The following is a 20,711-nucleotide window of genomic DNA, read 5'->3' on the forward strand; positions in this document are numbered from 1 at the left end:
CTGTTGTGCCCCGTCGGTCTTTTCTCTGATCGGGGTTGTTCTTATGCGTTGGCGTCGTCAGGTCAGTCCCAGCCAGCGCCGGTTGTCGGCTGGATCGCCGCCGCCTGCAAAATCGTCGAAAGCTTTTTCCGGCCGGCGGATCATGTGCGCCGCGATGAAGGGCGCGCCTTCACGCGCGCCGTCCTCGGGATGTTTGAGGCAACATTCCCATTCCAGCACGGCCCAGCCGTCATAGCCATATTGGGTAAGGCGGGAGAAAATGCCGGTAAAGTCGACATGGCCATCGCCCAACGAGCGGAAGCGGCCGGGGCGGTCGACCCAGTCGGCATAGCCGCCATAGACACCCGCGCGCCCGGTCGGGTTCAGCTCCGCATCCTTTACGTGAAACATGCGGATGCGGTCGTGGTAAATGTCGATGAACTGAAGATAGTCCAGCGCCTGCAGCACGAAATGGCTGGGGTCGTAGAGGATGTTGGCGCGCGGATGATCTTCCACCGCGGCGAGGAAGCGTTCGAAGGTCAGGCCGTCGTGCAGATCCTCGCCTGGATGCAGTTCATAGCACAGGTCGACGCCCTGTTCGTCAAAAGCGTCCAGGATCGGGCGCCAGCGCTTGCCCAGTTCGGCGAAAGCTTCATCGACCAAGCCGGCGGGACGTTGCGGCCAGGGATAGACGAAGGGCCAGGCGAAGGCGCCAGAGAAGGTCGCATGGGCGGAGAGGCCGAGGCGGCGGCTGGCGCGGGCGGCGAGTTTGAGCTGGTCGACGGCCCAGGCCTGCCGCTCGGTCGGCTTGCCGCGCAGGTGGGGCGGCGCGAAATTGTCGAATGCCGCATCGAAGGCTGGATGGACGGCGACCAGTTGGCCCTGCAGATGGGTGGACAGTTCGGTGATCTCGACCCCGGCCTCGCGGCAGCGGCCGATAAGATCGTCGCAATAATCCTGGCTCTCCGCCGCGAGCGCGAGGTCCATGCAACGAGGATCGTTGCTGGGAACCTGAACGCCCTCATAGCCCGCCTGCGCCATCCAGCGCGCGGCATTGTCCAGCGTGTCGAACGGGGCGGCATCGCCCATGAATTGCGCCAGAAAGACCGCCGGGCCGCGCATGGAGCGGGGCGCGGCCGTCATTTCAGGCTTTTGAGGTAAGCGATGATCGCGGCGCGCTTGGCCGGATCGGGCGTGGCGATGGGCATCCGCGTGCCGGGCACCTTTTTCATCGGGGCAGCCAGATAGTCGCTCAGCGTTTCGTCGTCCCAGCGCAGCTTCGCGCCTTTGAGCGCGGCGGAATAAGTGAAGCCGGACAACGAAGCGGCGGGGCGGCCGGCGACGCCATGGAGATTGGGACCGACGCCGCTCTTGGCGTCCTTCTGCACCGTGTGGCAGGCGCGGCAGGCGTTAAAGGCGGGCGGGGCGGTTTGCGCCCGGGCGGATAGCGACGATATCACCGCCGCGCCAGCGGCCAATAGTGTCAGGCTGAGGCTTGCTGCGCTTCGCACCCTTCGACTCTCCATTTTTTCTATTCTTGCTTATTATTTACCGGTAAACCGTGGCAGATCAAGATAAGAATGGTTGCGCTACCGTGAATCGATGAGGGGAGGAGAGAAATGGCGAAAAAAATGTTGCATCTGGCTATGGTCGGCGGCGGCGAGGGCGCCTTCATCGGCGCGATCCACCGCGCCGCAGCTGCGCTGGACGGCGATTGGCGGCTGGTGGCGGGCGCTTTCAGCAGCGATGCGGAGCGCAACCGCCGGTCGGGCGAGCTACTCGGCATCGCGCCGGCGCGCATCTACGATTCGATCGAGGCGCTGATCTCCGGCGAACAGGCTCTGCCGGAATGCGAGCGGATCGACGCGCTGTCGATCGTGACGCCCAATCATCTGCACGCACCCATGGCGATCGCCGCGCTGGACGCGGGTTTTCATGTCTTTTGCGAAAAGCCGATGGCGATCGACCTGGCGGAGGCGCGCCAGATCGCCCAGGCGGCGCAGCGGTCCGGCTGCCAGTTCGGCCTCGCCTTCACCTATAGCGGCTATCCGCTGGTGGAAGAGGCGCGCGCGCGGGTGGCGCGGGGCGATTTCGGGCGGATTCGGCTGGTCCAGGTGGAATATTCGCAGGGCTGGCTGGCCAAGGCGATCGACCGGGACGGGAATAAGCAGGCCGAATGGCGGACCGACCCCGCGCGTGCCGGGCTGGGCGGCTGCCTGGGCGATATCGGCACCCATGCCTTTCACCTCGCCGAGCATGTGGCGGGGCTGGAGGTGCGCGAACTGTGCGCCGACCTTACCACCCATGTCGCGGGGCGACGGCTGGACGATGATGTCAGCGTGCTGCTGCGCCTGGACGGCGGCGCGCGCGGGGTGCTGAAGGCGACGCAGGTGGCGGCGGGCGATGAAAATGGGCTGAAGCTGCGTATCCATGGAGAGCATGGCGGGCTGGAATGGGCGCAGATGGAACCCAATACGCTGACGTTGCGCTGGCTGGACCGCCCGGCGGAGATCGTGCGGGCCGGGGGGGCGGGGCTTGCATCATCGACGCAGGCGCGGTTGCGCACGCCGGCCGGTCATCCCGAAGGCTATATCGAGGCGTTCGCCAATCTGTATCGCGCTTTTGCGGCGCGGATAAGCGGCGTGGAGGCCGAGGCGCCGGCTGGCGCTGCGGCCTGGTTTCCGTCGGTGGAGGATGGCCTGCGCACCATGGCGTTCGTCGAGACGGTCATCGCCAATGCCGGTGGGGACAGTAAGTGGACGGCGCTGTCGGTGGGCTAGGGAGACGTTGCCGGTTCAGCGGGCGCAAGACGATGGGGCACGTTCGGCGACGGGGCGGCCGCGCGGACCGTGCAGCAGCGTGAGCATAAGCCTGCGGCATTGGGCCGCCATTTGTTCATCATGACGTCGAACCCGTCCAACATTTCGATCTGAGATCACCACAAGGCGGCACGGAAGAGGATGTCTCCGGGCGCGAGATCAATCATCATGGAGGGCTTGATACCGACGCGGCGGCGACAGTCCAGTCTTCTGCGCTATAGATGTCGGCATATGGATTTTTCAGCAGCCGGGGACGATTGCCGGACTACTAATCAGCCGGCGAATTTCGGCTCAAAGCCCGAGATCAGGCGTTTGATGGTTCCATCAGACGTCGCCGGAAGAACAAATGGTGCCAGAAGAACACTCCTATTGGGCACTCAAGCAGCTGATCTACCCTGCAAATTGGCAGTGGGAAATCGACGAAACCATCAATAGCACCATCACATCGTCTGGAAAAGGCCGGATGTCGCCGGAAAGCCGCAAATTTGCACTGTTGGACTGCGGCTTAGCAATAGCCACAAGGCGGGCGAAAGGCATGATCATCGTCGTGCCAAACAGCGCGTTTTCTCGAAAGCGTTGTCTGGCGTACCATCTTCATTATGCCCTCTAGAATAGACGGCAGCTTTTCGGAAACCGATCGATGCCAGCAGCACCGTGCCTACGATGGGCGGAGGGTCATTATATTGAAACTACCGGGCACGATGGACGGACGAAGTTCATCACGCTTTTCTGGCGAGAAACGGGCGTTGGGCAGAAAGATGACCCGTTTCGAAGGATCGATCGTGCCGGTACGGGCGCCTATAGCAGTTTCCACATGCCCCGCTGAAATGACCTGGCCAGAGGATTCAATCTTCAGCATATCGAGTTCGCCACACTCGCCTGCCGGGATGAACGCTAGGTCGTGTGCGTCGTCGAGGATGACCGCATCGGGACCTTGCCCGATAGCGATGGAAGCGACCATCTTTCTGGCCTTAGGATCGACCGCAGCCGCCACGCCGTTCGCGCAGGCGGCAATCAGACGGCGTGCGATCGCCGAATAGGCGAGTCCACTTGGTTCCGTGCACCCGGGTAAGGGGATGGCTTCAAGCATTTTCAAGATATCGAGATCGACCACTTCCCTTTCGTTCTTATCTTCATTGTTGACGAACAGGCGATGCGCGTCATCGATCGCCGCGAACTCCAGGCCTGGCTTCAGGCTGACAGTCGCGGTCACTATCGCTTTTACCGGATCGATCACGGACATGGTGCCAGACTTCGCGTTCATGACCAGCAGCCTGTGTGTCAGGGGATCGTAAAAGCTGCATCGGGCTTTTCGCCGACCGCAATTCTGGCGATTTCTGCGCCGCTATGGCGATCAATCAGACGCACGCTGCCATTGTTGCCGTCGGTCTCTGCCAACAATCCACAGTCGGGAATGACGACGACGGCATGTGCCTTGCTGGCGGTAGGGAGTTGTGTTGCAGCGCCCGATGCGACGTCGATCGCCGCACAGGCGGCCGAGACGGCCAGCCCATCGGACGGTGCCGATAGTGCACAAGCGATCGCCGAGGGCTCCAGCATCATCGTCACGGCAACGCGCGCGAACGAAATCGCACCGGTCACTGCATCGCTGCAGACCATGCAGCCGCAGGCGATCATATCACGCTCCTTCATCGAAGACTCTTTGCCCGCAACCGCCGATTTCAACCAGATCGCTCTCATTTCGCCCTCCGTTTCCAACTTCGGCGGCGCCAATGGCAGCGGACTTTCGGAATCCAAGGCGCAGATCCGCGGCTTCCAGGACGCCGAGTATAATATCACCTATGACGGTGTGCCGTTCGGCGACACCAACGATCCTTCGCATCACAGCAACACCTTCTTCCCGTCCAACACGATCGAGACGCTGGTTGTGGATCGCGGACCAGGCAATGCCTCGAACCTTGGTATTGCGACCTTCGGTGGAAGCATGAACCTGTTTTCGCGCTGAACCCGCGACGATGCGAGCGTCGAAGCGAAGGCCAGCTATGGTACATGGAACACATGGCTCGCCCGCGCCGTACTGCAAAGCGTGGCGATCGATGCATTGGGCGGCAGCGAGATCATGCTGTCCGGCCAGCATATCGAATCCGACGGCGCGCGCAGCTTCTCGCCCTTCAAATCGAATAATGTCTTCGGGAAGATGATGATCCCGATCGGCCCGGACGTTAAGCTGACCCTGCTCGCCACCTACAATGAGAACAGCTTCAACCAACCTGACAAAGATGGTGTAACCGCAGGACAGCAAGCGTTGTACGGCAAGGATTTCAGCCTGAACGACGACCCCAACAGCCAGAATTATTATGGCTACAATCACACCCACAAGACGACCGATTTCGAGATCGTGAAGCTGGAAGCGAACCTGTCGCCAACCGCTACGTTCGAAAACCGCGCCTATACCTACAGCTATGACAATGAGACGCTGAGCGGAAACGACGTCACGCTGTTCGCCGCGGCCACGCCGACGTCGGCTGCCGATATCGTTGCAGCCAACAAGGTAACGCTGACGTCGGGCGGAGCAAAGGTGTTTGGCGTACCGGGCTATACCAAGACCAACAAATATCGCGTCTGGGGCGACATCGCCAAGACCCGCATCCAGCTATTCGATTTTGCCACTTTGACAGCGGGCCTGTGGATCGAATATGCCGACACCTACCGCCAGCAGCGCGATGTCGATCTGGTGACCATAGCGCCCAATTTCGCGGAAAAGGCGGTCAAGGATCCGGTGACCGGCGCGGCGAAACCGGCGAACATCAAGTTTGACCAGAATAGCGACACCAACCACGCGAGGAATTTGTCGAACTGGAACTGCGCCCTTTCTCCGGCCTGACCGTCACACCCGGCTTCAAGCACGTCGAACCTTCTTTACATCGGTCGTTCCGGGCGAAGGCGTGATCTTCGTCAACCAGGGCAAGGCGGTCTATAAGGGCGTCGAAGCCCAGGCGACCTACGCCTTCGCCAATGGTCTTGCCGTTTTCGCCAACGCGTCGCGCAACTACGCCAAGACCCACAATGACGGCGCACCCAAGACCCAGCTTGCCAACGCCCCCTTGTGGACGGCAGCAGGCGGCGTACCGTTCAAGAGCGGTCCGATCCGCTTCTAGCTGATCGATAAATATACCGGCGAGCAATATGCCACCGACGGTGAGCCTGCCGCCTATCGCCTGTCCGGTTACAATACGGCGATCCTGTCGGCCCGCTACGAGATCGGCCCGGTCCGCATCGGTGTCGAAGTGAACGACCTGTTCAATTCGCGAAAGGCAACGAACATCACGGCCAACAAGGCCTATACCGATCCGGTCTCCAAGGCTGTATCACAGCCCTATGATCAATATTATTACCAGCCAGGCCGTTCGATCACGGGCGACATCACGCTCAGTTTCTGAGGCGAGCATATCAATCGGCTATCGGACCTGCCTTGAGCGCAGGCCCGATAGCCGCTAGCGCTAGCCTATGCCGCGCAGGAAAGACATCTGGCGATGCGGACTTGTCGCAATGCCGGTGCAGGGCATCATTTGCGCCGGACGGATCGACGCGCCGATCCACTGGTTCGATGAAGAGCCTGCCTTCCAGTTTCTGGCCGACCCGTTCGGCTGGCAACAGGATGATAGGCTGCATGTCTTCGCCGAACACTATGACTATCGCACCCGGCACGGCACGATCGAGACACTGGTCTTCGATCGCGCCATGCACCTGCTGGATCGCCGCCTTTGCCTGCGCGAGGACTGGCACCTCTCCTACCCGCAGGTCTTTGCAGCGGACGGAGCGATGTGGATGTTGCCGGAGGCGCACAAGTCGGGCGGCCTGACGCTGTATCGCGACCATGGCGACCTGACCGACTGGCGACCCGAATGCCGCATCCGGCTGGATGGCGTGCCGGTCGACGCCACCATCCTGCGCCTTGCAGACCGCTGGTGGCTCTTCTACTCGCCCGCCACCAGCAAGGCGACGAAACTGTCCCATCTGCACGTAGCCTGGGCCGATGAGCTGACCGGGCCATGGACATGCCATCGGCAAAATCCGGTGCGGACGGATTATCGATCGTCGCGCCCCGGCGGGACACCGGCAATCATCAATGGCAGGATCATGCTGCCGGTACAGGATTGCGCGACCACCTATGGCGGCGCGGTCCGGCCGCTCTGGATCGATCGGCTGGACGAGGGCAGTTTCGCAGCGGAAATGGGTGACGCGCTGGCGCTGCCGACCGGCGCGTATCACGATGGCATGCATACCCTGTCGGCATGCGGCGACATGACCCTGATCGACGTGAAGCGGGTCGATGCTTCGGTTGCGGGCCTCGCCCTCGATCTCAGGAGGATGCTCGGCGAATATCGCGCAGGATAGCCTCGCCGGTTTCGGCAAAGCGTGCCTGTGAATAGCGTTCGAGCATGTCCGTTCGCGTTGCCATACCCATAAGATGCAGCTTTGACGGATCTTGGAGCATCGCCCTGAGCGCGCCTGCCAGCGCATCGACATCGTCGGGCGGCACCGTCCATCCTGTCTCGCCCTGCCGGATCGACCATGGCATCTCGCCAACGGCCGATGCGACCACGGGCAACCCCGCCGTCATCGCCTCATGCGCGGCGATACAGAAGCCCTCCGAACGAGACGGCTGCGTGTAAAGATGCAGACCCGACAGGAAGCGTCGGGGATCGTCGGCATAACCGGGAAAGCGAATGGTTCCAGCGATGTCTCTGGCAAGCGCTTCCAGCCGCCCCCGTTCGTCCCCTTCGCCAGCAATGACCAACTCCAGCGGAACCGGCAGCGTAAAGCCATTTGCCATGAGACGTCCAAGCGCCGCGATCAGCACATCATAGCCTTTGACCGGATGCAGGCGACCAAGGCTGCCTATACGTATCGGGCTCCCCGCATGCCATGGCGCAGCGTGCGGCATGGCGGGATCGGCGGCGAAGATGGGCCAGCAGGCGAGGCGCTTCGCAGGGACGTGCAATTTCTCGGCCGTCAATGCGGTTACGGCCCGGGAATCGCCGATCCACAATGTCGCCCGCGCCTGTAGCAAACGCAGCAACCTTCGGTTCCACGGCTTGAGATAGGCAGCATGTTGCCAGCATATGACCGGCAAACCGAGGCGGGGGCCAAGCAGCAAGCCCAGGATGGTAGCGCGGCTGAGCGACGTCCAGATATGAGTTGTGCCCCAGGCGCCGATCTCCCGCCTCAGCCAGTCCAGCGCGGCACGATGATCCCCGGTCCCGCCCTCGCGCACCAGCGGCTCCAGCCCGGCCGCGACCATTGCCGGAAGACCGCGCTGGTCGCGCGGGGTCAGGGCAAAGACGCGGACTTGCGCACCGGCGGCGCGCAGCACGCGGGCGATCGCCGGAACGGGCTGCGTCGCGCCGCCGCCTTCCACGGAATTGATGACATAGGCGATCCGCATCGCCTTCACCGGGCGTAGCTCTGGCGCCATACCAGCCCCGCGAGGAGGGCGCTGGCCAGGATCGCCTGCCCCACGGCCTGCGCGCCTGCGCCGGCGAGGCCTCCATGATGCAACATCCACGGCAGAATCGGCAGGAAGACGAGGCTCGCAAACAGGTTGGCGCTCATCGAAAGCGCGGGATGGCCCATCGCCGACAGCGCTGCGCTGCACGGCGGGCCGACGACGGCGATCATGCGCGCGCCGACGAGGATGACCATCAGTCCACCGGCCGCCCTGAACGCGTCCCCGGCGAGCAGGGTGACGATGGGCGTCGGGAACAGGGCGACGATAATGACCACGGGCGCGGCGGCCAGCAGCGCAATGCCGATGACGTGGGCCAGCGTGCGTCGGAGCGGAGCGCCGCCCTCTCCCGCCGCGACCATGCGCGCCAATTGGGCATAAGCGGTATTGCCCAATATCTGCGCGGGCTGTGCGATGATGACGGTGGCGCGCTGAGCGACGGCGAAAAGCCCCGCCATCGCTGGCCCCAGCACCCATCCCACGATCAGCGGCGCGATCCGCCCGGCGAGTTCGCTCAGGGTAACGTCGGCGTTGCTGGCGACCAGAAAGCGCCAGATACCGATATTGTCGGCGGTCGCACTGCCCCGTTCAGGGCGAAACAGCGCGCCGCCCAGTCGGCGATAGGCGCACCACAACCCCATCGCCCACAGGACCGCAAACTCGGCGAGGGCGGCAACCAGCCAGGCCGCGAGGAAGCCCCTGAGGCCCCAACCCAGTATCCAAGCCAGCGCCGCGCCGACCAGGCGCACGATCGGCTGTGCCAGATTGTGCAACCCGATGAGATCGAACCGCCCGATCAGTTGCAGATAGCCGGCAGGCGCCGATCGGACGGACCCAAGTACCGCAAAGCTGTAGGGAATGGCGAAGGCGACGGTTTTGGGCGGCCAGCCCAGATGCGGGCCGACAAGGGGCGCTAGCACCATGGCGGCCACGATCGCGACGACACCGCCGGACAGTTCCACCAGCGCCCCGAACCGCAGCAGCCGGACCAGCCGGTTCGACGCCCCCTGTTCATGGGCCTCCGCACCATAGCGCACGATCGCCTGCCAGGCGGGGAATTCCACGATGCCGCACACCGCCGTGACATAGCCATGCACCAGCACCAGCAGCCCATAGTCATGCGGCCCGAGCGCCCGCGCGGCGATGATGAGATACACAAGACTGACGATTCCGGCGCCAGCCTTGCCACCCAGCACCAGTCCCATATCCTTGAAGATCCGTGCACTCATAAAGCCGTCGATGCCCAGTCTTTCCGGCGCAAGGCAATGCCAAAGCCGTTTCGCCGGGCCAGTCTGCGCCCAAGAAAACGATAGAAATACCAGTCCAGCGCCCCGCGCGGCAAATATCTGTAGAACAGCCTTTCGGCGCGCGTCCAGCTGACGCTCGTGCGCGAAACGCGGCGTTCGGACGGAAAACAGACATGGTCGGGATGATAGACCGCCGTGCCATGGCGCAGGATGCGATGGACGATCTCATGATCCTCCAGCACATAGGGCCAGCGCCTGCTGTCAAAACCACCTGCAGTGCGCAGAGCATCCGTACGGAACGCCTGCGCATAGCCCCCGGCATGACATTTGGCGGAATAGCGTCGGCTCTTGCGCATGATCCTGGCGATCCTGCGACCTGATCGCGGATCGGCGCGGGGAGCGTAAAGATCGATCGCCATGACAGCGACAGCCTGCGCGTCCGTTTCGAACAGCTCGAGAATGCGTCCGACATAATCGGGTGGATAGAGCGTGTCGGCATCGCATATCGCAACCAGCGGCGTGTCGACCATGGCGAGACCAGCTGCCATTGCGGGAATCTTGCCCGGTATTGCACAGAGAGATATTGTCGCGCGATCGCCCAGTATGTCGGCCTCCATCGCCGCTTCGCTGGCACCATCGTCGGTCGATGCGTTGTCGATCATCAGCAGGCGAAAGTGGGTATCGCTCTGGGCCGCCAGGCTGGCGACCGTACGGCCGATCCACCCCGCTTCGTTGAAGAAGGGCAAGATGATGGTCAGCATCGCGCTCACGCCGCCTGGACCACCGCCCTGCCCAGCACGCGCGTGCGCCGCCGCTCCGCCAATGCCGTGATGACCTCCGCTGCCCGCTCCGACGAGGGACGGCCATTCAGATCGAAACTTTCGGCAACCAGTCGCTCCTGGATCGCCCGATAGCGCTGCTGGTGCAGCGTTCCGGCACGGTCCAGTGCCGCTTCCAGTTCAACGGGACCGGAAATCACCTCGCCCGCCTGCCAATGGGCGAAATCGGGGTTGCCCTCCCACGCGATGCGATGGCTGTTGAGGAACACGCAGGGGCGCGGGCGCACCAGAAATTCATAGACCTGGCTGCTGGCGTCACCCAGATAGATGTCGGCCGCCATGGTATAGCTCATGTCGGTCGACGCCCGGCTGCCCAGATCGATATGGATATTGTCGCCGTGTAGATAACGGTGGCGGATCGTCCCCGCCCGGCTGATCCGCAGCTTGTCGATGGTGACGACGAAGGGCCGCTCGAATAGCATGACATGCGGCGCGAAGATCAATTCCCGATCCGGGCTCCGACGGAAAATGTCGAGCACCGCACGGCCATCATCATACCAGGAGGACAGATGCGGGGCCGGGTGCGGATTATAGAGTACGACGGGCCGATCCCTTTCGATATGCTGGGTCCGGCCGTTCTGGCGGACCATGTCGAACTTGGGATAGCCAACGACACTGATGGAGTCGGGATCGACCCCTGCGTCACCAATCAGCCTGTTGCGGATTTTCTCGCCGGAACACAGAACATGGTCGAAGCCCGCGCTTTCCTTGTTGAAGCCGATCGCCCGGTCGCCCGCGCCGTGCCGCGTATGCACCATGAACAGGTTGGTCAGGCCATAGCGTGTCTTGAGCAGCAGCGACGTCTTCTCGGCGACGACGAGCATGTCGAGGCTGCGGAAGAAATCGAGATTGTCGCGATAGAGCAGCAATTTGCCCGCCGGTACGATCTTACCCAAAAACCGGGTCAGCCGCTCCGACCCGGGCGCGAGCGACAGCTCGACATGGGTGATTCGTGATTCCAGCAGAGACCCAGCGACCCGCCGCACTTCCTGCGCCAGCCGCTCGTTGGTCGTGGCCACGACGATCTCGCCTTCGAAGCCGCCCTGGGCCAGCGCCATCGCGATCGGCAGGCTGTGGCCGATCTGGTGAATCTGGTCGTGATTGAACAGGAAACCAATACGCATCGTCGCCCGACGTCACGGCTTTTGGGTAACCTCAGTCGGAAATCGAGGGACGCACAAATTTTTTGCCTGCCGATCCGTCGCCGACTGCGGCACAGGTCATCGCAACGCGTCATCATTGGCGTATTTTGTACCGAAGGCGAGGATAGCGGGTTTTTATGACATCATTTTTGGGCCAATGGCTCTCGACCGGTCGAAACCTCCTGCGGGCGGAAGGCCGGATATTGATCCCGCTCCTGATCGCCGCAGTCGCTTTGCTAGCTTTCTTCAAGTTCGCTTCAGAGGTGATGGAAGGCGCCACCATGGCCTTCGACAGTTGGCTATTGGTCGCTCTGCGCAACCCGGCCGATCCGTCCGTGCCGATCGGCCCTGAATGGTTGAACGCGGCCATGCTGGATATCACCGCGCTGGGCGGCGTCGCTGGTCTTACCATCTTGACGATGGTTGTCGTCGGCTATCTTTTGGTCGCTCGCAAAGCGGCAATGGCGGTGTTTCTGGCCGGTGCCGTGATCGGGGGCGCGTCGCTTGGCACGCTCCTCAAGCTCGGTTTCCATCGTGCCCGGCCGGAACTTGTCGCCCATCTGGTGCAGGTGAGCACCACCAGTTTCCCAAGCGGTCATGCCGTCAATTCGGCGGTCGTCTATCTCACGCTCGGCGCGCTGCTGGCGCGTACCCATAGCGAACCGCATGTCCGGTTCTACCTGCTGTCCGTCGCTGCTTTGCTGACGCTCGCGATCGGCTGCTCCAGGGTGTATCTTGGCGTCCACTGGCCCAGCGACGTGCTGGCAGGCTGGATCATCGGCGCGACATGGGCGCTGCTGTGTTCCCTTGTCGCCCGCAATCTTCAAAACCAGCACAGGATCGAATTGCCGACGCAGCAAAGCGCGCAGTGATCGTCAGGCTCGTTGCTTGGCCCGCACTACGAACAATGCCGCTGGCAGGAAGAGCAGGACCAGAGGCACCGCCGCCAGCAGGCCAAAGATGATCGCGATGGCAAGCGGCTGTTGCAAGCCCGCCCCACGGCTGACGCCAAGCGCGAGCGGCGCGAGGGTCAGCATGGCGATAAGTGCGGACATCAGGATCGGCCGCAAACGATTGGCGCCCGCGCGGCGCAGCGCATCCAGCCCCGCGCGCGCACCTTCCTCGATTTCGGCCAGATAGAAGATCACCAGTTCCGTCACCATGCCCACGACCATGGTAAGGCCCATCAGCGCGGAGATGTTGAGTTCCGTGCCTGTAACCCAAAGCCCGGCCAACACGGCGGCGGCAGCCAGCAGTACCGTGACGATCGCACACAGCGTCCAGGCCATATTCTCGAACAAGTACGTCATAAGCAGTGCGCTCAGCAGCAACGCGGCAGCGAACACCATCGCCATATCGGCGAAGCTCTTTTGCTGTTCGGCGTAGAGCCCGCCATAATCCACCCGAACCGACGAAGGAAGGTGAAGTCCGGCGACGGTCGTTTGTACGTCCTGCATCGCCGATCCCAGATCGCGACCTTCAAGGCGCGCGGTGACAGCGATCAGCGGCGAGAGGTCTTCGCGATTAATCTGCTGCTGTCCCCCTTCGATCCCGACCCGCGCGATCGACCCCAGCCGCACATTGCGACCGTCCGCAGTAGCGATCGGCAGTGCAGCGATCTGACTGACCCGGCTGCGCAAATCACTCGCCCCGCGCACGCGCACGCCAACCAACTGTTCGCCGATGCGGATGCTGGTCGCGACATTGCCACCGACGAACGCTGCGACCTGGCTGGCGACCATGTCCGGGTCCAACCCCTGCTGTGCGGCAAGCCCGGCATCGACCTTAACCACGACCGCGTCACCCGCGACCCGCAAGCCATCGACGATTTCCACGACGCCAGATACCTGCCCCAGTGCCTTGCCGACGCGCGACGCCGCGTCGGCAAGCGTAGCGGGATCGTCACCGAACAGCTTGACCTCGATCGGCTGGGGCACGGCAGTGAGGTCGCCGATCAGATCTTCCATCAACTGCACCAGTTCGACCTGCAGGCCCGGCACTTTCGCTTCTATCTGGGCACGAATGTCGCTCATCACCGCATCGATCGGGCGGCGCGACCCGCCTTTCAGCCGGACGAAGAAGTCGCCCTCATCGGCTTCGGTGAGGCCGCCGCCCAATTGCACGCCCAGGCGGCGCGAATAGCTTTCGACTTCGGGTGTCGCTGAAATGATCGCTTCAACCTGCTTCACCAGCCGATCGGTGTCGGCGAGCGATGCGCCGGGCTGGGCGGTGTAGTCGAGCACAAAGCCGCCCTCGTCCATCGCGGGCATGAAGCCCGACGGCAGATTATACCAGGACAGCGCGCCGATGGCGGCGAAGACCAGCGCTATGAGGCCCGCTGCCAGCCCCGGCCGCGCGAAGATCGGACGGCCGATCCTGGCATAGCCATGCTCCAGTCGAGCCATGAACCCACCGGCTTTCTCTGCCGCTTGCGCATCCTTGTCGCGCAACCAGCGGGCGGCGAGCAGCGGAATGACGAAACGCGCATAGAGCAGGGACAGTCCGAGCGCCGTCACGATCGTGATCGCCAGCGCCTTGAAAAAGCCCCCGCTGACCCCGCTGATGAAGCTCAGGGGTAAAAACACGATCATCGTCGCCAAGGTCGATCCGACCAGCGGTCGACTCATTTCCGACGCCACCGCAAGCCGGGCCGATACGGTCGAGGCCGTCCCCTCCTGCATGCGCCGCATCATATGTTCCAGCATGACAACGGCGTCATCCACCACCAGACCCACGGCCGCTGCCATGCCGCCCAGGGTCATCATGTTGAAGCTCAAGCCCAGCGCATAGAGCAGCATACAGGTGCCCGCGAGGACAGCAGGCAGCATCAGCCCGGTAATCAGCATCAACCGCCCCGATCGCAGGAACAGGAACAAAATGAGCCCGGCCAGCAGAGCACCCAGCAGGATCGCGTCGCGTACGGCATTGGCGGCTCCCGTCACGAGTTCCGACTGGTCATAGAAGGGCGTCACCGCCACGGTCACGGGCAGGCCCAGCGTTTTCAGCCGCGCATCGACCGCCGCAACGATCGCCACCGTGTCGCCGGTCAGCGCCTGGCGGACGTTGATAAGCACAGCGCTGCGCCCGTTCGACGAAATCCGCACATAGTCGGGCTGGCCCGCAGGCCGCACGCTCGCCACTTGCTGCACCGTCACGACAGCCCCGCCCGCCGTCTTGATCGGCGTCGCCAGCAGGTCCGCCGCCGAGGTCAGCCGGCTCTGCACCAGCACGAGATAGAGCCGGTGCCGGTCCTCCATCTTGCCCGTGCCGCGAATATCATTTGCTTTGCCCAGCGCGGTTATGATGTCGCTGATGCCAACACCAAATGCCTGCATCCGCGCGGGATCGACATCGACCGCCAACTCACGCGGAGACCCGCCGAGGATGTCGACCGCCGCGACGCCCTGCACCGCGCTCACCGCCGGTCGCACCTTGAGTTCCGCGATCTGCCGCAGCGCCTGTTGGTCGAGCGACTGTGACGTGAGCGCTATGCCCAGCACCGGAAAGATGGTCGGGTCGGACCGGCGCACGTCGAACCGCGTGCCAGTCGGCAGATCGGGCAGCAAGGTCGCGAGCGCGCCCTGCGTGGCGAGCGTCGCGGCCACCATATCTTCGCCCCAGCCGAAATTGAGTGCGACGTCGGCAGCGCCCCGACTGGTGGTGGATCGTATCCGGGTCACGCCCGGCACCGCGCGCAGAGCGATTTCGACCGGGCGGCTGATTTCGGCCGCCATCTGCCCCGCGTCGCGGTCGCCCGCATCGATCGTCACAACGACGCGCGGATAATCGATATGCGGAAACAGGCTGACCGGCATGCCCCGCGCCGCCAGAAGGCCACCCAGAGTGAGCAGGATCACCGCCAGCCAGATCGACCGGGCATGCCGTTCCAGCAGGCCCGTCATTTGAGCCGCACCTTCATGCCGTCATTCAGCGCCGTGCCACCCGCAACGACCACATTTTCGCCCGCCGCCAGCCCGTGCGTCACGGATACCAACGTGCCGTCAGTCGGCCCCGTGGTGATGTCGCGCCGATTGGCCACTCCCTTCGCCACGACATAGACATAGGGCTGTCCGGCATCGTCCAGCAATGCGGCATAGGGGATAACGAGCGATGGCGCGCCGCCTCTCAAGGACAGTTCCCCACTGAGCGGCTCGCCCGGCCTCATCTGTGCCGCGGCGGGCAGATCGGCATAGACGGATGCCAGCCGGGTCTGCGCATCGACCACCGGATCGACAGTGCTGACCCGCACGGCGAACATCTCTCTGCCCGCACCGCGCGATATATGGATCGATGCGCCCGGCTTCAGGGTGCTGGCCGTCATCGGATCTACGCCGAAGTGCGCGCGTGCTGCGCCGTTACCGCTGATCGACACGATCGTCGCGCCGGCCGCGACCAGATCGCCCGCTACATTGGCGATCGCTTGGACATGCCCGGCAATCGGCGCACGCAATATCAGGCTGCGTCCCGTCAAGCCGCTGACCGTTGCATTAGCGCTCGCCAATGCGGCATGCGCTGTCTCCACATCCGCATCGCTCACCAGCCCGTCGCCTCGCATCCGCAACGCGCGCGCATAGGCAGCGCTCGCCACCCGCGCGTCGCTTCGCGCCCTGGCGATGTCGGAGGTTGCGGTAGGCCCCGGCGCGAGGCGCACGATCGCCTGGCCCGGCGCAACCGCCGATCCGACCGGCGCTTCTATCGATACCATACGCGCTTCGATCGGCGCCGTCAGGCTGGCGCGCCCGCCCGGGCCGCTGTCCGCCGTGCCGTACAGCCGGATCGTTTCACCCACCGTCTGCGTGCTCGCGGCTGCCAGGCTCACCAGCGCTTCGGGTGCGGGCGTTGCATAGTTCGTCGCACCGGAACACCCGCTCAGGAGAACCAGCGCCAGGGCGGCGGACAGAATCATCTTCATTTCCACTGCTCCCGTGGCATACCCGTCAACAATTCGAGCGCGATCATCTGTTCGGCCATATCCTGCGCCGACTGGGTAGATTGCATTTGCCGGTCGCGGGCGACCTGTTCGGCGGTCTGCGCGGCCGCGTCTGACAAGTCGCCGCGCGTCGCGGCCTTGCGGCTCTTCGCAGCGAAACGGGTCGCGCCATCCAGCCCGGCCTGTTGCGCGCCAAATTGCGCGCGCGCTACCTTCAAGCCGGAAATGGCCGCGGCGATTTCAGCCCGCGTCTGGAAAAGCCGGGCTTCATATTCGGCCTTGAGCGCTGCGCGCGTCGCCGTTTCCACAGCGACCCCGCCGCGATTACGATTCCACAGCGGCAGAGTGAAGCCGATTGCCGGACCCAGCGTCACATTCTTGCCAGTATCGCGCCCTGCATTCACGGTCAGGTCGAGCGACGGAAACTGGTCCAGTACCGCCTTGCGCAGCGCCGCCTCCTGAGCATCATAACCATCTCGCAATGCGCGCAGATCGGCACGTTCCGTGCTGGCCAGAGCAAAAAGACCGTCGGCATCGGGCATTCCATTGAAGGGCGTTGCAGGAGCGATCGTCAACATGGTCTGCGGCGGCAGGCCAAGCAGCCGGTTCAGCTCCAGCCGCGCCGCCGCCAGATCCTTCTGCGCCTGCCGGGCCACGTCGCCGGCGTCGCTCGCCGCGATCCGCGCGGTCTGGAGCGCGTCGGCGGCGACATCGCCACGCCTGGTAGCAGCCACATAACGCGCGAGCAGCTTTTCCGTCGACATCTGGCTGGCGTCGGTCAAACGGACTTTCCGTTCCAACGCATCGATCCGAACCGCCTGCAACCGCGCCTGCCCCGCCGTCTGCCATTCGGCCCACACAAGATCGGTGCGCGCCTGTCGGCGTTCGGCCTGCGCCTTCGCAACGACCGCGCCGCGCGTGCGTAACGCATTGAGGTCCAGCCCCAGAGCGCTCGTCAGGGCATCGACCGGATCGGCACCGGACAACAAATGATCGACCCCCAGCGAAATCGTCGGATCAGGCATCAACCCGGCCGCGAAGACCTGTGCATCGCTCACGCGCGTGCGAACGCGCAGCGCCTTGAGATCGGGGTTGGCCATGACTGCGAGCGACGCTATCGCGCGATCGTCGAGCGGCGCGGACAGGTCGATGGCAAGCGTCGCGGCCGACGACGCGCCATATTCGCGCACGAAGGCCGGCCCGGCCGGTGTCGCCGAGACCGACAATGGATCGGGCGCGTAGCGCGCGCACGCGCAGGGCGCAATGCACAACAACGCAACCAGAAGGCGATTCGCTAGGGGATGCAGGATGATATCTCGTCTGGCCACGTTTTGCTGCTGATTGTTTCTGACGCATCACTCTTTAGAAGCTCGCGCGACATTGCCAATTTACAATTCCCCAATCAGGATGATCCTGTAGCGAGCGGATCAGTCGCAGTTGCGCAACGCCCACCAGATCAACCGCACCATCAGTGGCCAGCAATCACAGCTAAACCGATGCTTGAATCCCGGTTCATCAGAAGGGAGAGGCTTTAAAGGCTTCCGTTCGGCACGTGACCGGCATCTCAGATCGGCGATCGGAAGCGGCACGGTGACGACATCGGGCAGCGAAAGGTCATGCCGCATGGCGCCGTACCCCGCCGAACTGCGCAAAGGCATAGAACAGTCGGGCGAAATGGTCGTCCATCGTCATGACCAATGCCGCATGGCGCACCGTTCGTGCGCGATATGCCGAAGGATCGGTGGCCAGGAAGCGCGCGATCACTCGCGCCATGCTGCTCGTCTCGCCGGCACGGAAGTGGAGCCCCATCCCGTCACCAACCTGATCGGCCGCGCCACCCGCATCGGGCGCGATCAACGGCAGGCCGCTCGCGCGTGCCTCGGCCGCGACCATGCAGAACGTCTCCGCGTCGCAGCCATGGACCAGAGCGTCGGCACTCGCCAGCAGGTCGGCCATCGCCGCGCGATCACGCGTCGGCGCCAGCAACTGGATATGCGGATTATGCGCGGCCGCCCGCTGCACCCGCGCACTGTCGCGGCCGTCGCCCACGATCACCAGTCCGACCGGCTGACCATAGCCCGCCGACGTCACAGCTTCGATCACCATCGGCCATCGCTTTTCCGGCGCGTGACGGCCAACGCCGATCAACAGCGTGGCGTCGCGCGGCAACCCGCACCGTTCCAGCAGCCGCGCACGCAGCGCCTCGTCCCGCCGTTGTGGCGAAAATATGCCCGGCTCCACCCCCATGGGCATGGTTGCCACCCGCGTCAGGCCGCCGTCCCGCAGCCGTTGCGACAATCCTTCGCTGGCGCTCACCACCATATCGAACTGACTGTCGAGCCGCCGCAGATGCCGCCAGTACCAGTCGAACCCGCGATCGATCGTCTGACGCGTGGCGACCGATCCGAACCAGCGATAGGCATAGGCCGACAATGGATCGGCATGCATGATGAGCGCGCGCGGCGCATAGCCACGCCAGCGCCCGACCATCGCCGCGCTGGACCAAGGCGACGACGCTTCGACCAGATCGGGCTGCAACCGGTCGAGCATCATATGGAGCGATGCTTCGTCGTTGAAATAATGATAGCGTCGGTCGAGCGGAAAACGGCGCGCGGCGAGGGTGACGATCCGGCCGCCCTCCCGCTCCACGACATCGTCATTGGTGCCCGGCGCCAAGATGATGACCTCATGACCGGCAGCGGCGCCGGCGCTCAGTTTGCGCTCGACATAGGTCTTCACCCCGCCCCCCTGCGGAGCATAGAAAGCGCAGACATCCACGATACGCATGGGCTTATCCCTTCAGGGGACCGAAGGAGAGCAGGCCCCGTCGGTAGTTGAGGATGATGGAGACATGAGCAGGCCCGTTGCCCACGATCGCACTGGCTGCCGCCGCCGAGGGCTTTGATATGCCCAGCCTGGGATTGCCTGCGAAACCGATACCGTCGGTAGAGACTTCGAACCGGCGGTTGCCGTTGCGATCATGCAGCAAGCTGAGCGCGTAGCGACCAGCTCCTGGCGCCCGGATGCACAGCGACACCGGCCCCGATGGCGGCACGGCCACCTCGACCCGACGAAAGGCCTTGCCCGCAGCGATCAGGACATTGTCGTCGGCCAGAAAATCACTGTCGTTTGCGGGATAGATTTCCAGCTTCAGGCGACCCTGTCGGTCCTTGATCCCTACCACATCGACCAGAAAGGCGGCGCCATGCTCCTCCGGGCGGCATTGCCCCTCCGCCTTGCCCAGATCGGGCGAGGAGGACATGGCAGCCAGCAGCATCAGCGCCCCGATCATGCCCGTGATTCCCGCATCAATTCGATGCTGCCCAACACCATGCCCACCAGCAGATGCGCGGCCAGGATCAGGCTGGCCATCAAAGCCATGGCCGACACGATGTTGTTGCCCGGTCCGATCAGGAACGCCGTCATCCCCGCGAACACGACATCCTTGTTGGGCAGAAACGGCAGGCGCGAAACCAGTTGGCGCAGCGTTCCCAGCAGCAGCCACCAGCTCAGATCGACGATGGGCAACAGCATGTGCCACATCGCCGCCGCCAGAAATGTCGTAGCGATAACGCGCGCGAGATGGATCGCCGCAACCCGCCACAATTCGGGACGTGGCAGCGTGAACAGCCGTTTGCGCAAGACCATCGCAATCAACGACGTGCCCAGCACGAACAGCACCGAGCCGATTATGTCCCAATGGCTCGACCCGATATTAAGGGCATCGAACAGAGGAATGGCGACCACCACCATCGCCAGCGTTACGACATTGCCGACCAGCGCGGACAGGATTGTCACGTCCTTGAGCGCCCCGAACGGCGCCGTCTTGATCTGCGCATTGCGCCGCGCCCAGGCGTAGAAATAGACCTCGCCCAGATAGCCCAGCAATATCTCGTTGCTGACCAGCTTGCGCATCAGCGCACCAAAACCTTCGATAGGAATGTTCCATAACCGCCGGAAGATCATCCATTCGGAGATTGGGCTAGCGGCGTAATGGAGAAGGAAGGTCAGCCAGAAGACCGGGCTTGTGGGCATCATCAACCATAGATTATCGACGTCCAGCCCCCGAAACTGAACGAGGGCGACTGCCAGGATCAGGATGGACACAACCGGGCCGGCCCATCGCGTCCAGTTGCGACCCGATCGAATCAACGGCGCAGGATCGAGCGCGCGCCCGACCTGATTTTCAAATTTGTTGTCAGTGGGTTGAAGGATGATAGTGCCGGAAGTCTGGAGACCGGTCATATACTTCTCTTCGCTATTGGTTCGGTCGCAGAGACGACGC

Annotated in this window: 22 protein-coding genes; 8 read left to right on the plus strand and 14 right to left on the minus strand. The window is 63.5% G+C overall.

The window, feature by feature from the left end:
- Nucleotides 1–57: 57 nt before the first annotated feature.
- A complete protein-coding gene (locus tag C100_RS27965; protein WP_024018326.1) occupies nucleotides 58–1,122 on the minus strand; it encodes a sugar phosphate isomerase/epimerase family protein in 1,065 nt (354 codons plus the stop codon).
- Nucleotides 1,119–1,490 (minus strand): c-type cytochrome, encoded by a 372-nt coding sequence (locus C100_RS27970; protein WP_024018327.1) that lies wholly within the window; start codon nucleotides 1,488–1,490, stop codon nucleotides 1,119–1,121. The genes C100_RS27965 and C100_RS27970 overlap by 4 nt, the downstream gene beginning before the upstream one ends.
- Nucleotides 1,491–1,610: 120 nt before the next feature.
- Between C100_RS27970 and C100_RS27975 the strand changes: the two genes are divergently transcribed.
- A complete protein-coding gene (locus C100_RS27975; protein WP_235219001.1) occupies nucleotides 1,611–2,759 on the plus strand; it encodes a Gfo/Idh/MocA family protein in 1,149 nt (382 codons plus the stop codon).
- A gap of 385 nt (nucleotides 2,760–3,144) precedes the next feature.
- Nucleotides 3,145–3,408, plus strand: a complete 264-nt coding sequence (locus C100_RS48120; RefSeq protein WP_152536397.1) for a hypothetical protein — start codon at nucleotides 3,145–3,147, stop codon at nucleotides 3,406–3,408.
- A gap of 48 nt (nucleotides 3,409–3,456) precedes the next feature.
- On the opposite strand, the gene C100_RS27980 is transcribed toward C100_RS48120, so the two are convergent.
- Together C100_RS27980 and C100_RS49035 are read right to left on the minus strand one after the other, a co-directional pair.
- Nucleotides 3,457–4,062 carry a YncE family protein gene (locus tag C100_RS27980; RefSeq protein WP_052028218.1) on the minus strand — a complete coding sequence of 202 codons (606 nt, stop codon included), beginning with the start codon at nucleotides 4,060–4,062 and terminating at the stop codon, nucleotides 3,457–3,459.
- A 17-nt stretch (nucleotides 4,063–4,079) separates the two neighbouring features.
- Entirely contained in the window at nucleotides 4,080–4,451 is a 372-nt protein-coding gene (locus tag C100_RS49035; RefSeq protein WP_235219002.1) for a YncE family protein, read from the minus strand.
- Between the two features lie 10 nt (nucleotides 4,452–4,461).
- On the opposite strand from C100_RS49035, the gene C100_RS49040 reads away from it, so the two are divergent.
- The 5 genes from C100_RS49040 (at nucleotide 4,462) to C100_RS27990 (ending at nucleotide 7,157) form a co-directional block, all read left to right on the plus strand.
- Nucleotides 4,462–4,764: a TonB-dependent receptor plug domain-containing protein gene (locus C100_RS49040; protein ID WP_235219003.1), complete on the plus strand. Its 303-nt coding sequence runs from the start codon at nucleotides 4,462–4,464 to the stop codon at nucleotides 4,762–4,764.
- An 81-nt stretch (nucleotides 4,765–4,845) separates the two neighbouring features.
- On the plus strand, nucleotides 4,846–5,643 hold the full coding sequence (locus tag C100_RS48945; protein WP_024018330.1) for a hypothetical protein: 798 nt from the start codon (nucleotides 4,846–4,848) through the stop codon (nucleotides 5,641–5,643).
- A gap of 61 nt (nucleotides 5,644–5,704) precedes the next feature.
- Nucleotides 5,705–5,917, plus strand: coding sequence for a hypothetical protein (locus tag C100_RS48950; RefSeq protein WP_024018331.1), 213 nt, complete (start codon nucleotides 5,705–5,707; stop codon nucleotides 5,915–5,917).
- A 129-nt stretch (nucleotides 5,918–6,046) separates the two neighbouring features.
- Entirely contained in the window at nucleotides 6,047–6,199 is a 153-nt protein-coding gene (locus C100_RS48955; protein ID WP_024018332.1) for a hypothetical protein, read from the plus strand.
- A 109-nt stretch (nucleotides 6,200–6,308) separates the two neighbouring features.
- Complete coding sequence (locus C100_RS27990; RefSeq protein ID WP_024018333.1) at nucleotides 6,309–7,157, plus strand: glucosamine inositolphosphorylceramide transferase family protein; 849 nt, start codon at nucleotides 6,309–6,311, stop codon at nucleotides 7,155–7,157.
- On the opposite strand, the gene C100_RS27995 is transcribed toward C100_RS27990, so the two are convergent.
- From C100_RS27995 to C100_RS28010, 4 genes are read right to left on the minus strand one after another with little or no spacing between them, the layout of a single operon-like run.
- Nucleotides 7,123–8,238, minus strand: coding sequence for a glycosyltransferase family 4 protein (locus C100_RS27995; protein WP_235219004.1), 1,116 nt, complete (start codon nucleotides 8,236–8,238; stop codon nucleotides 7,123–7,125). The genes C100_RS27990 and C100_RS27995 overlap by 35 nt on opposite strands.
- Nucleotides 8,214–9,497 (minus strand): lipopolysaccharide biosynthesis protein, encoded by a 1,284-nt coding sequence (locus tag C100_RS28000; protein ID WP_024018335.1) that lies wholly within the window; start codon nucleotides 9,495–9,497, stop codon nucleotides 8,214–8,216. The genes C100_RS27995 and C100_RS28000 overlap by 25 nt, the downstream gene beginning before the upstream one ends.
- Entirely contained in the window at nucleotides 9,494–10,276 is a 783-nt protein-coding gene (locus tag C100_RS28005) for a glycosyltransferase family 2 protein (protein WP_031308650.1), read from the minus strand. Before C100_RS28005 ends, C100_RS28000 begins: the two co-directional genes overlap by 4 nt.
- Before the next feature lie 5 nt (nucleotides 10,277–10,281).
- The gene (locus C100_RS28010) at nucleotides 10,282–11,478 is read right to left on the minus strand and encodes a hypothetical protein (RefSeq protein WP_024018337.1); all 1,197 of its coding nucleotides are present in this window, start codon (nucleotides 11,476–11,478) and stop codon (nucleotides 10,282–10,284) included.
- Between the two features lie 155 nt (nucleotides 11,479–11,633).
- Between C100_RS28010 and C100_RS28015 the strand changes: the two genes are divergently transcribed.
- Nucleotides 11,634–12,368 carry a phosphatase PAP2 family protein gene (locus tag C100_RS28015; protein ID WP_024018338.1) on the plus strand — a complete coding sequence of 245 codons (735 nt, stop codon included), beginning with the start codon at nucleotides 11,634–11,636 and terminating at the stop codon, nucleotides 12,366–12,368.
- Between the two features lie 3 nt (nucleotides 12,369–12,371).
- Here C100_RS28015 and C100_RS28020 read toward each other — a convergent pair whose 3' ends face one another.
- The 6 genes from C100_RS28020 to C100_RS28045 all read right to left on the minus strand — a co-directional run bounded on the left by C100_RS28020 (nucleotide 12,372) and on the right by C100_RS28045 (nucleotide 20,671).
- The gene (locus C100_RS28020) at nucleotides 12,372–15,398 is read right to left on the minus strand and encodes an efflux RND transporter permease subunit (protein WP_024018339.1); all 3,027 of its coding nucleotides are present in this window, start codon (nucleotides 15,396–15,398) and stop codon (nucleotides 12,372–12,374) included.
- Nucleotides 15,395–16,408 (minus strand): efflux RND transporter periplasmic adaptor subunit, encoded by a 1,014-nt coding sequence (locus C100_RS28025; protein ID WP_024018340.1) that lies wholly within the window; start codon nucleotides 16,406–16,408, stop codon nucleotides 15,395–15,397. The genes C100_RS28020 and C100_RS28025 overlap by 4 nt, the downstream gene beginning before the upstream one ends.
- Complete coding sequence (locus C100_RS28030) at nucleotides 16,405–17,754, minus strand: TolC family protein (RefSeq protein WP_235219005.1); 1,350 nt, start codon at nucleotides 17,752–17,754, stop codon at nucleotides 16,405–16,407. The genes C100_RS28025 and C100_RS28030 overlap by 4 nt, the downstream gene beginning before the upstream one ends.
- A gap of 286 nt (nucleotides 17,755–18,040) precedes the next feature.
- The gene (locus C100_RS28035; protein WP_024018342.1) at nucleotides 18,041–19,213 is read right to left on the minus strand and encodes a glycosyltransferase; all 1,173 of its coding nucleotides are present in this window, start codon (nucleotides 19,211–19,213) and stop codon (nucleotides 18,041–18,043) included.
- A 4-nt stretch (nucleotides 19,214–19,217) separates the two neighbouring features.
- The gene (locus tag C100_RS28040; RefSeq protein WP_024018343.1) at nucleotides 19,218–19,718 is read right to left on the minus strand and encodes a DUF2141 domain-containing protein; all 501 of its coding nucleotides are present in this window, start codon (nucleotides 19,716–19,718) and stop codon (nucleotides 19,218–19,220) included.
- Nucleotides 19,715–20,671 (minus strand): hypothetical protein, encoded by a 957-nt coding sequence (locus C100_RS28045; RefSeq protein ID WP_024018344.1) that lies wholly within the window; start codon nucleotides 20,669–20,671, stop codon nucleotides 19,715–19,717. The genes C100_RS28040 and C100_RS28045 overlap by 4 nt, the downstream gene beginning before the upstream one ends.
- Between the last annotated feature and the right edge of the window lie 40 nt (nucleotides 20,672–20,711).

The sequence above is a fragment of the Sphingobium sp. C100 genome (assembly GCF_000508185.1).
Taxonomy (GTDB): Bacteria; Pseudomonadota; Alphaproteobacteria; order Sphingomonadales; family Sphingomonadaceae; genus Sphingobium.

What these genes read in the sequence shown, in the direction of transcription:
- C100_RS27995 (WP_235219004.1), bottom strand. Translation starts at nt 8,238, where the DNA reads ATGGCGCCAGAGCTACGCCCGGTGAAGGCGATGCGGATCGCCTATGTC.
- C100_RS28045 (WP_024018344.1), bottom strand. Translation starts at nt 20,671, where the DNA reads ATGACCGGTCTCCAGACTTCCGGCACTATCATCCTTCAACCCACTGAC.
- C100_RS27980 (WP_052028218.1), bottom strand. Translation starts at nt 4,062, where the DNA reads ATGAACGCGAAGTCTGGCACCATGTCCGTGATCGATCCGGTAAAAGCG.
- C100_RS28010 (WP_024018337.1), bottom strand. Translation starts at nt 11,478, where the DNA reads ATGCGTATTGGTTTCCTGTTCAATCACGACCAGATTCACCAGATCGGC.
- C100_RS28000 (WP_024018335.1), bottom strand. Translation starts at nt 9,497, where the DNA reads ATGAGTGCACGGATCTTCAAGGATATGGGACTGGTGCTGGGTGGCAAG.
- C100_RS28020 (WP_024018339.1), bottom strand. Translation starts at nt 15,398, where the DNA reads ATGACGGGCCTGCTGGAACGGCATGCCCGGTCGATCTGGCTGGCGGTG.
- C100_RS28025 (WP_024018340.1), bottom strand. Translation starts at nt 16,408, where the DNA reads ATGAAGATGATTCTGTCCGCCGCCCTGGCGCTGGTTCTCCTGAGCGGG.
- C100_RS48120 (WP_152536397.1), top strand. Translation starts at nt 3,145, where the DNA reads ATGGTGCCAGAAGAACACTCCTATTGGGCACTCAAGCAGCTGATCTAC.
- C100_RS28015 (WP_024018338.1), top strand. Translation starts at nt 11,634, where the DNA reads ATGACATCATTTTTGGGCCAATGGCTCTCGACCGGTCGAAACCTCCTG.
- C100_RS27975 (WP_235219001.1), top strand. Translation starts at nt 1,611, where the DNA reads ATGTTGCATCTGGCTATGGTCGGCGGCGGCGAGGGCGCCTTCATCGGC.
- C100_RS49035 (WP_235219002.1), bottom strand. Translation starts at nt 4,451, where the DNA reads ATGAAGGAGCGTGATATGATCGCCTGCGGCTGCATGGTCTGCAGCGAT.
- C100_RS27965 (WP_024018326.1), bottom strand. Translation starts at nt 1,122, where the DNA reads ATGACGGCCGCGCCCCGCTCCATGCGCGGCCCGGCGGTCTTTCTGGCG.
- C100_RS28005 (WP_031308650.1), bottom strand. Translation starts at nt 10,276, where the DNA reads ATGCTGACCATCATCTTGCCCTTCTTCAACGAAGCGGGGTGGATCGGC.
- C100_RS27990 (WP_024018333.1), top strand. Translation starts at nt 6,309, where the DNA reads ATGCCGGTGCAGGGCATCATTTGCGCCGGACGGATCGACGCGCCGATC.
- C100_RS28040 (WP_024018343.1), bottom strand. Translation starts at nt 19,718, where the DNA reads ATGATCGGGGCGCTGATGCTGCTGGCTGCCATGTCCTCCTCGCCCGAT.
- C100_RS28035 (WP_024018342.1), bottom strand. Translation starts at nt 19,213, where the DNA reads ATGCGTATCGTGGATGTCTGCGCTTTCTATGCTCCGCAGGGGGGCGGG.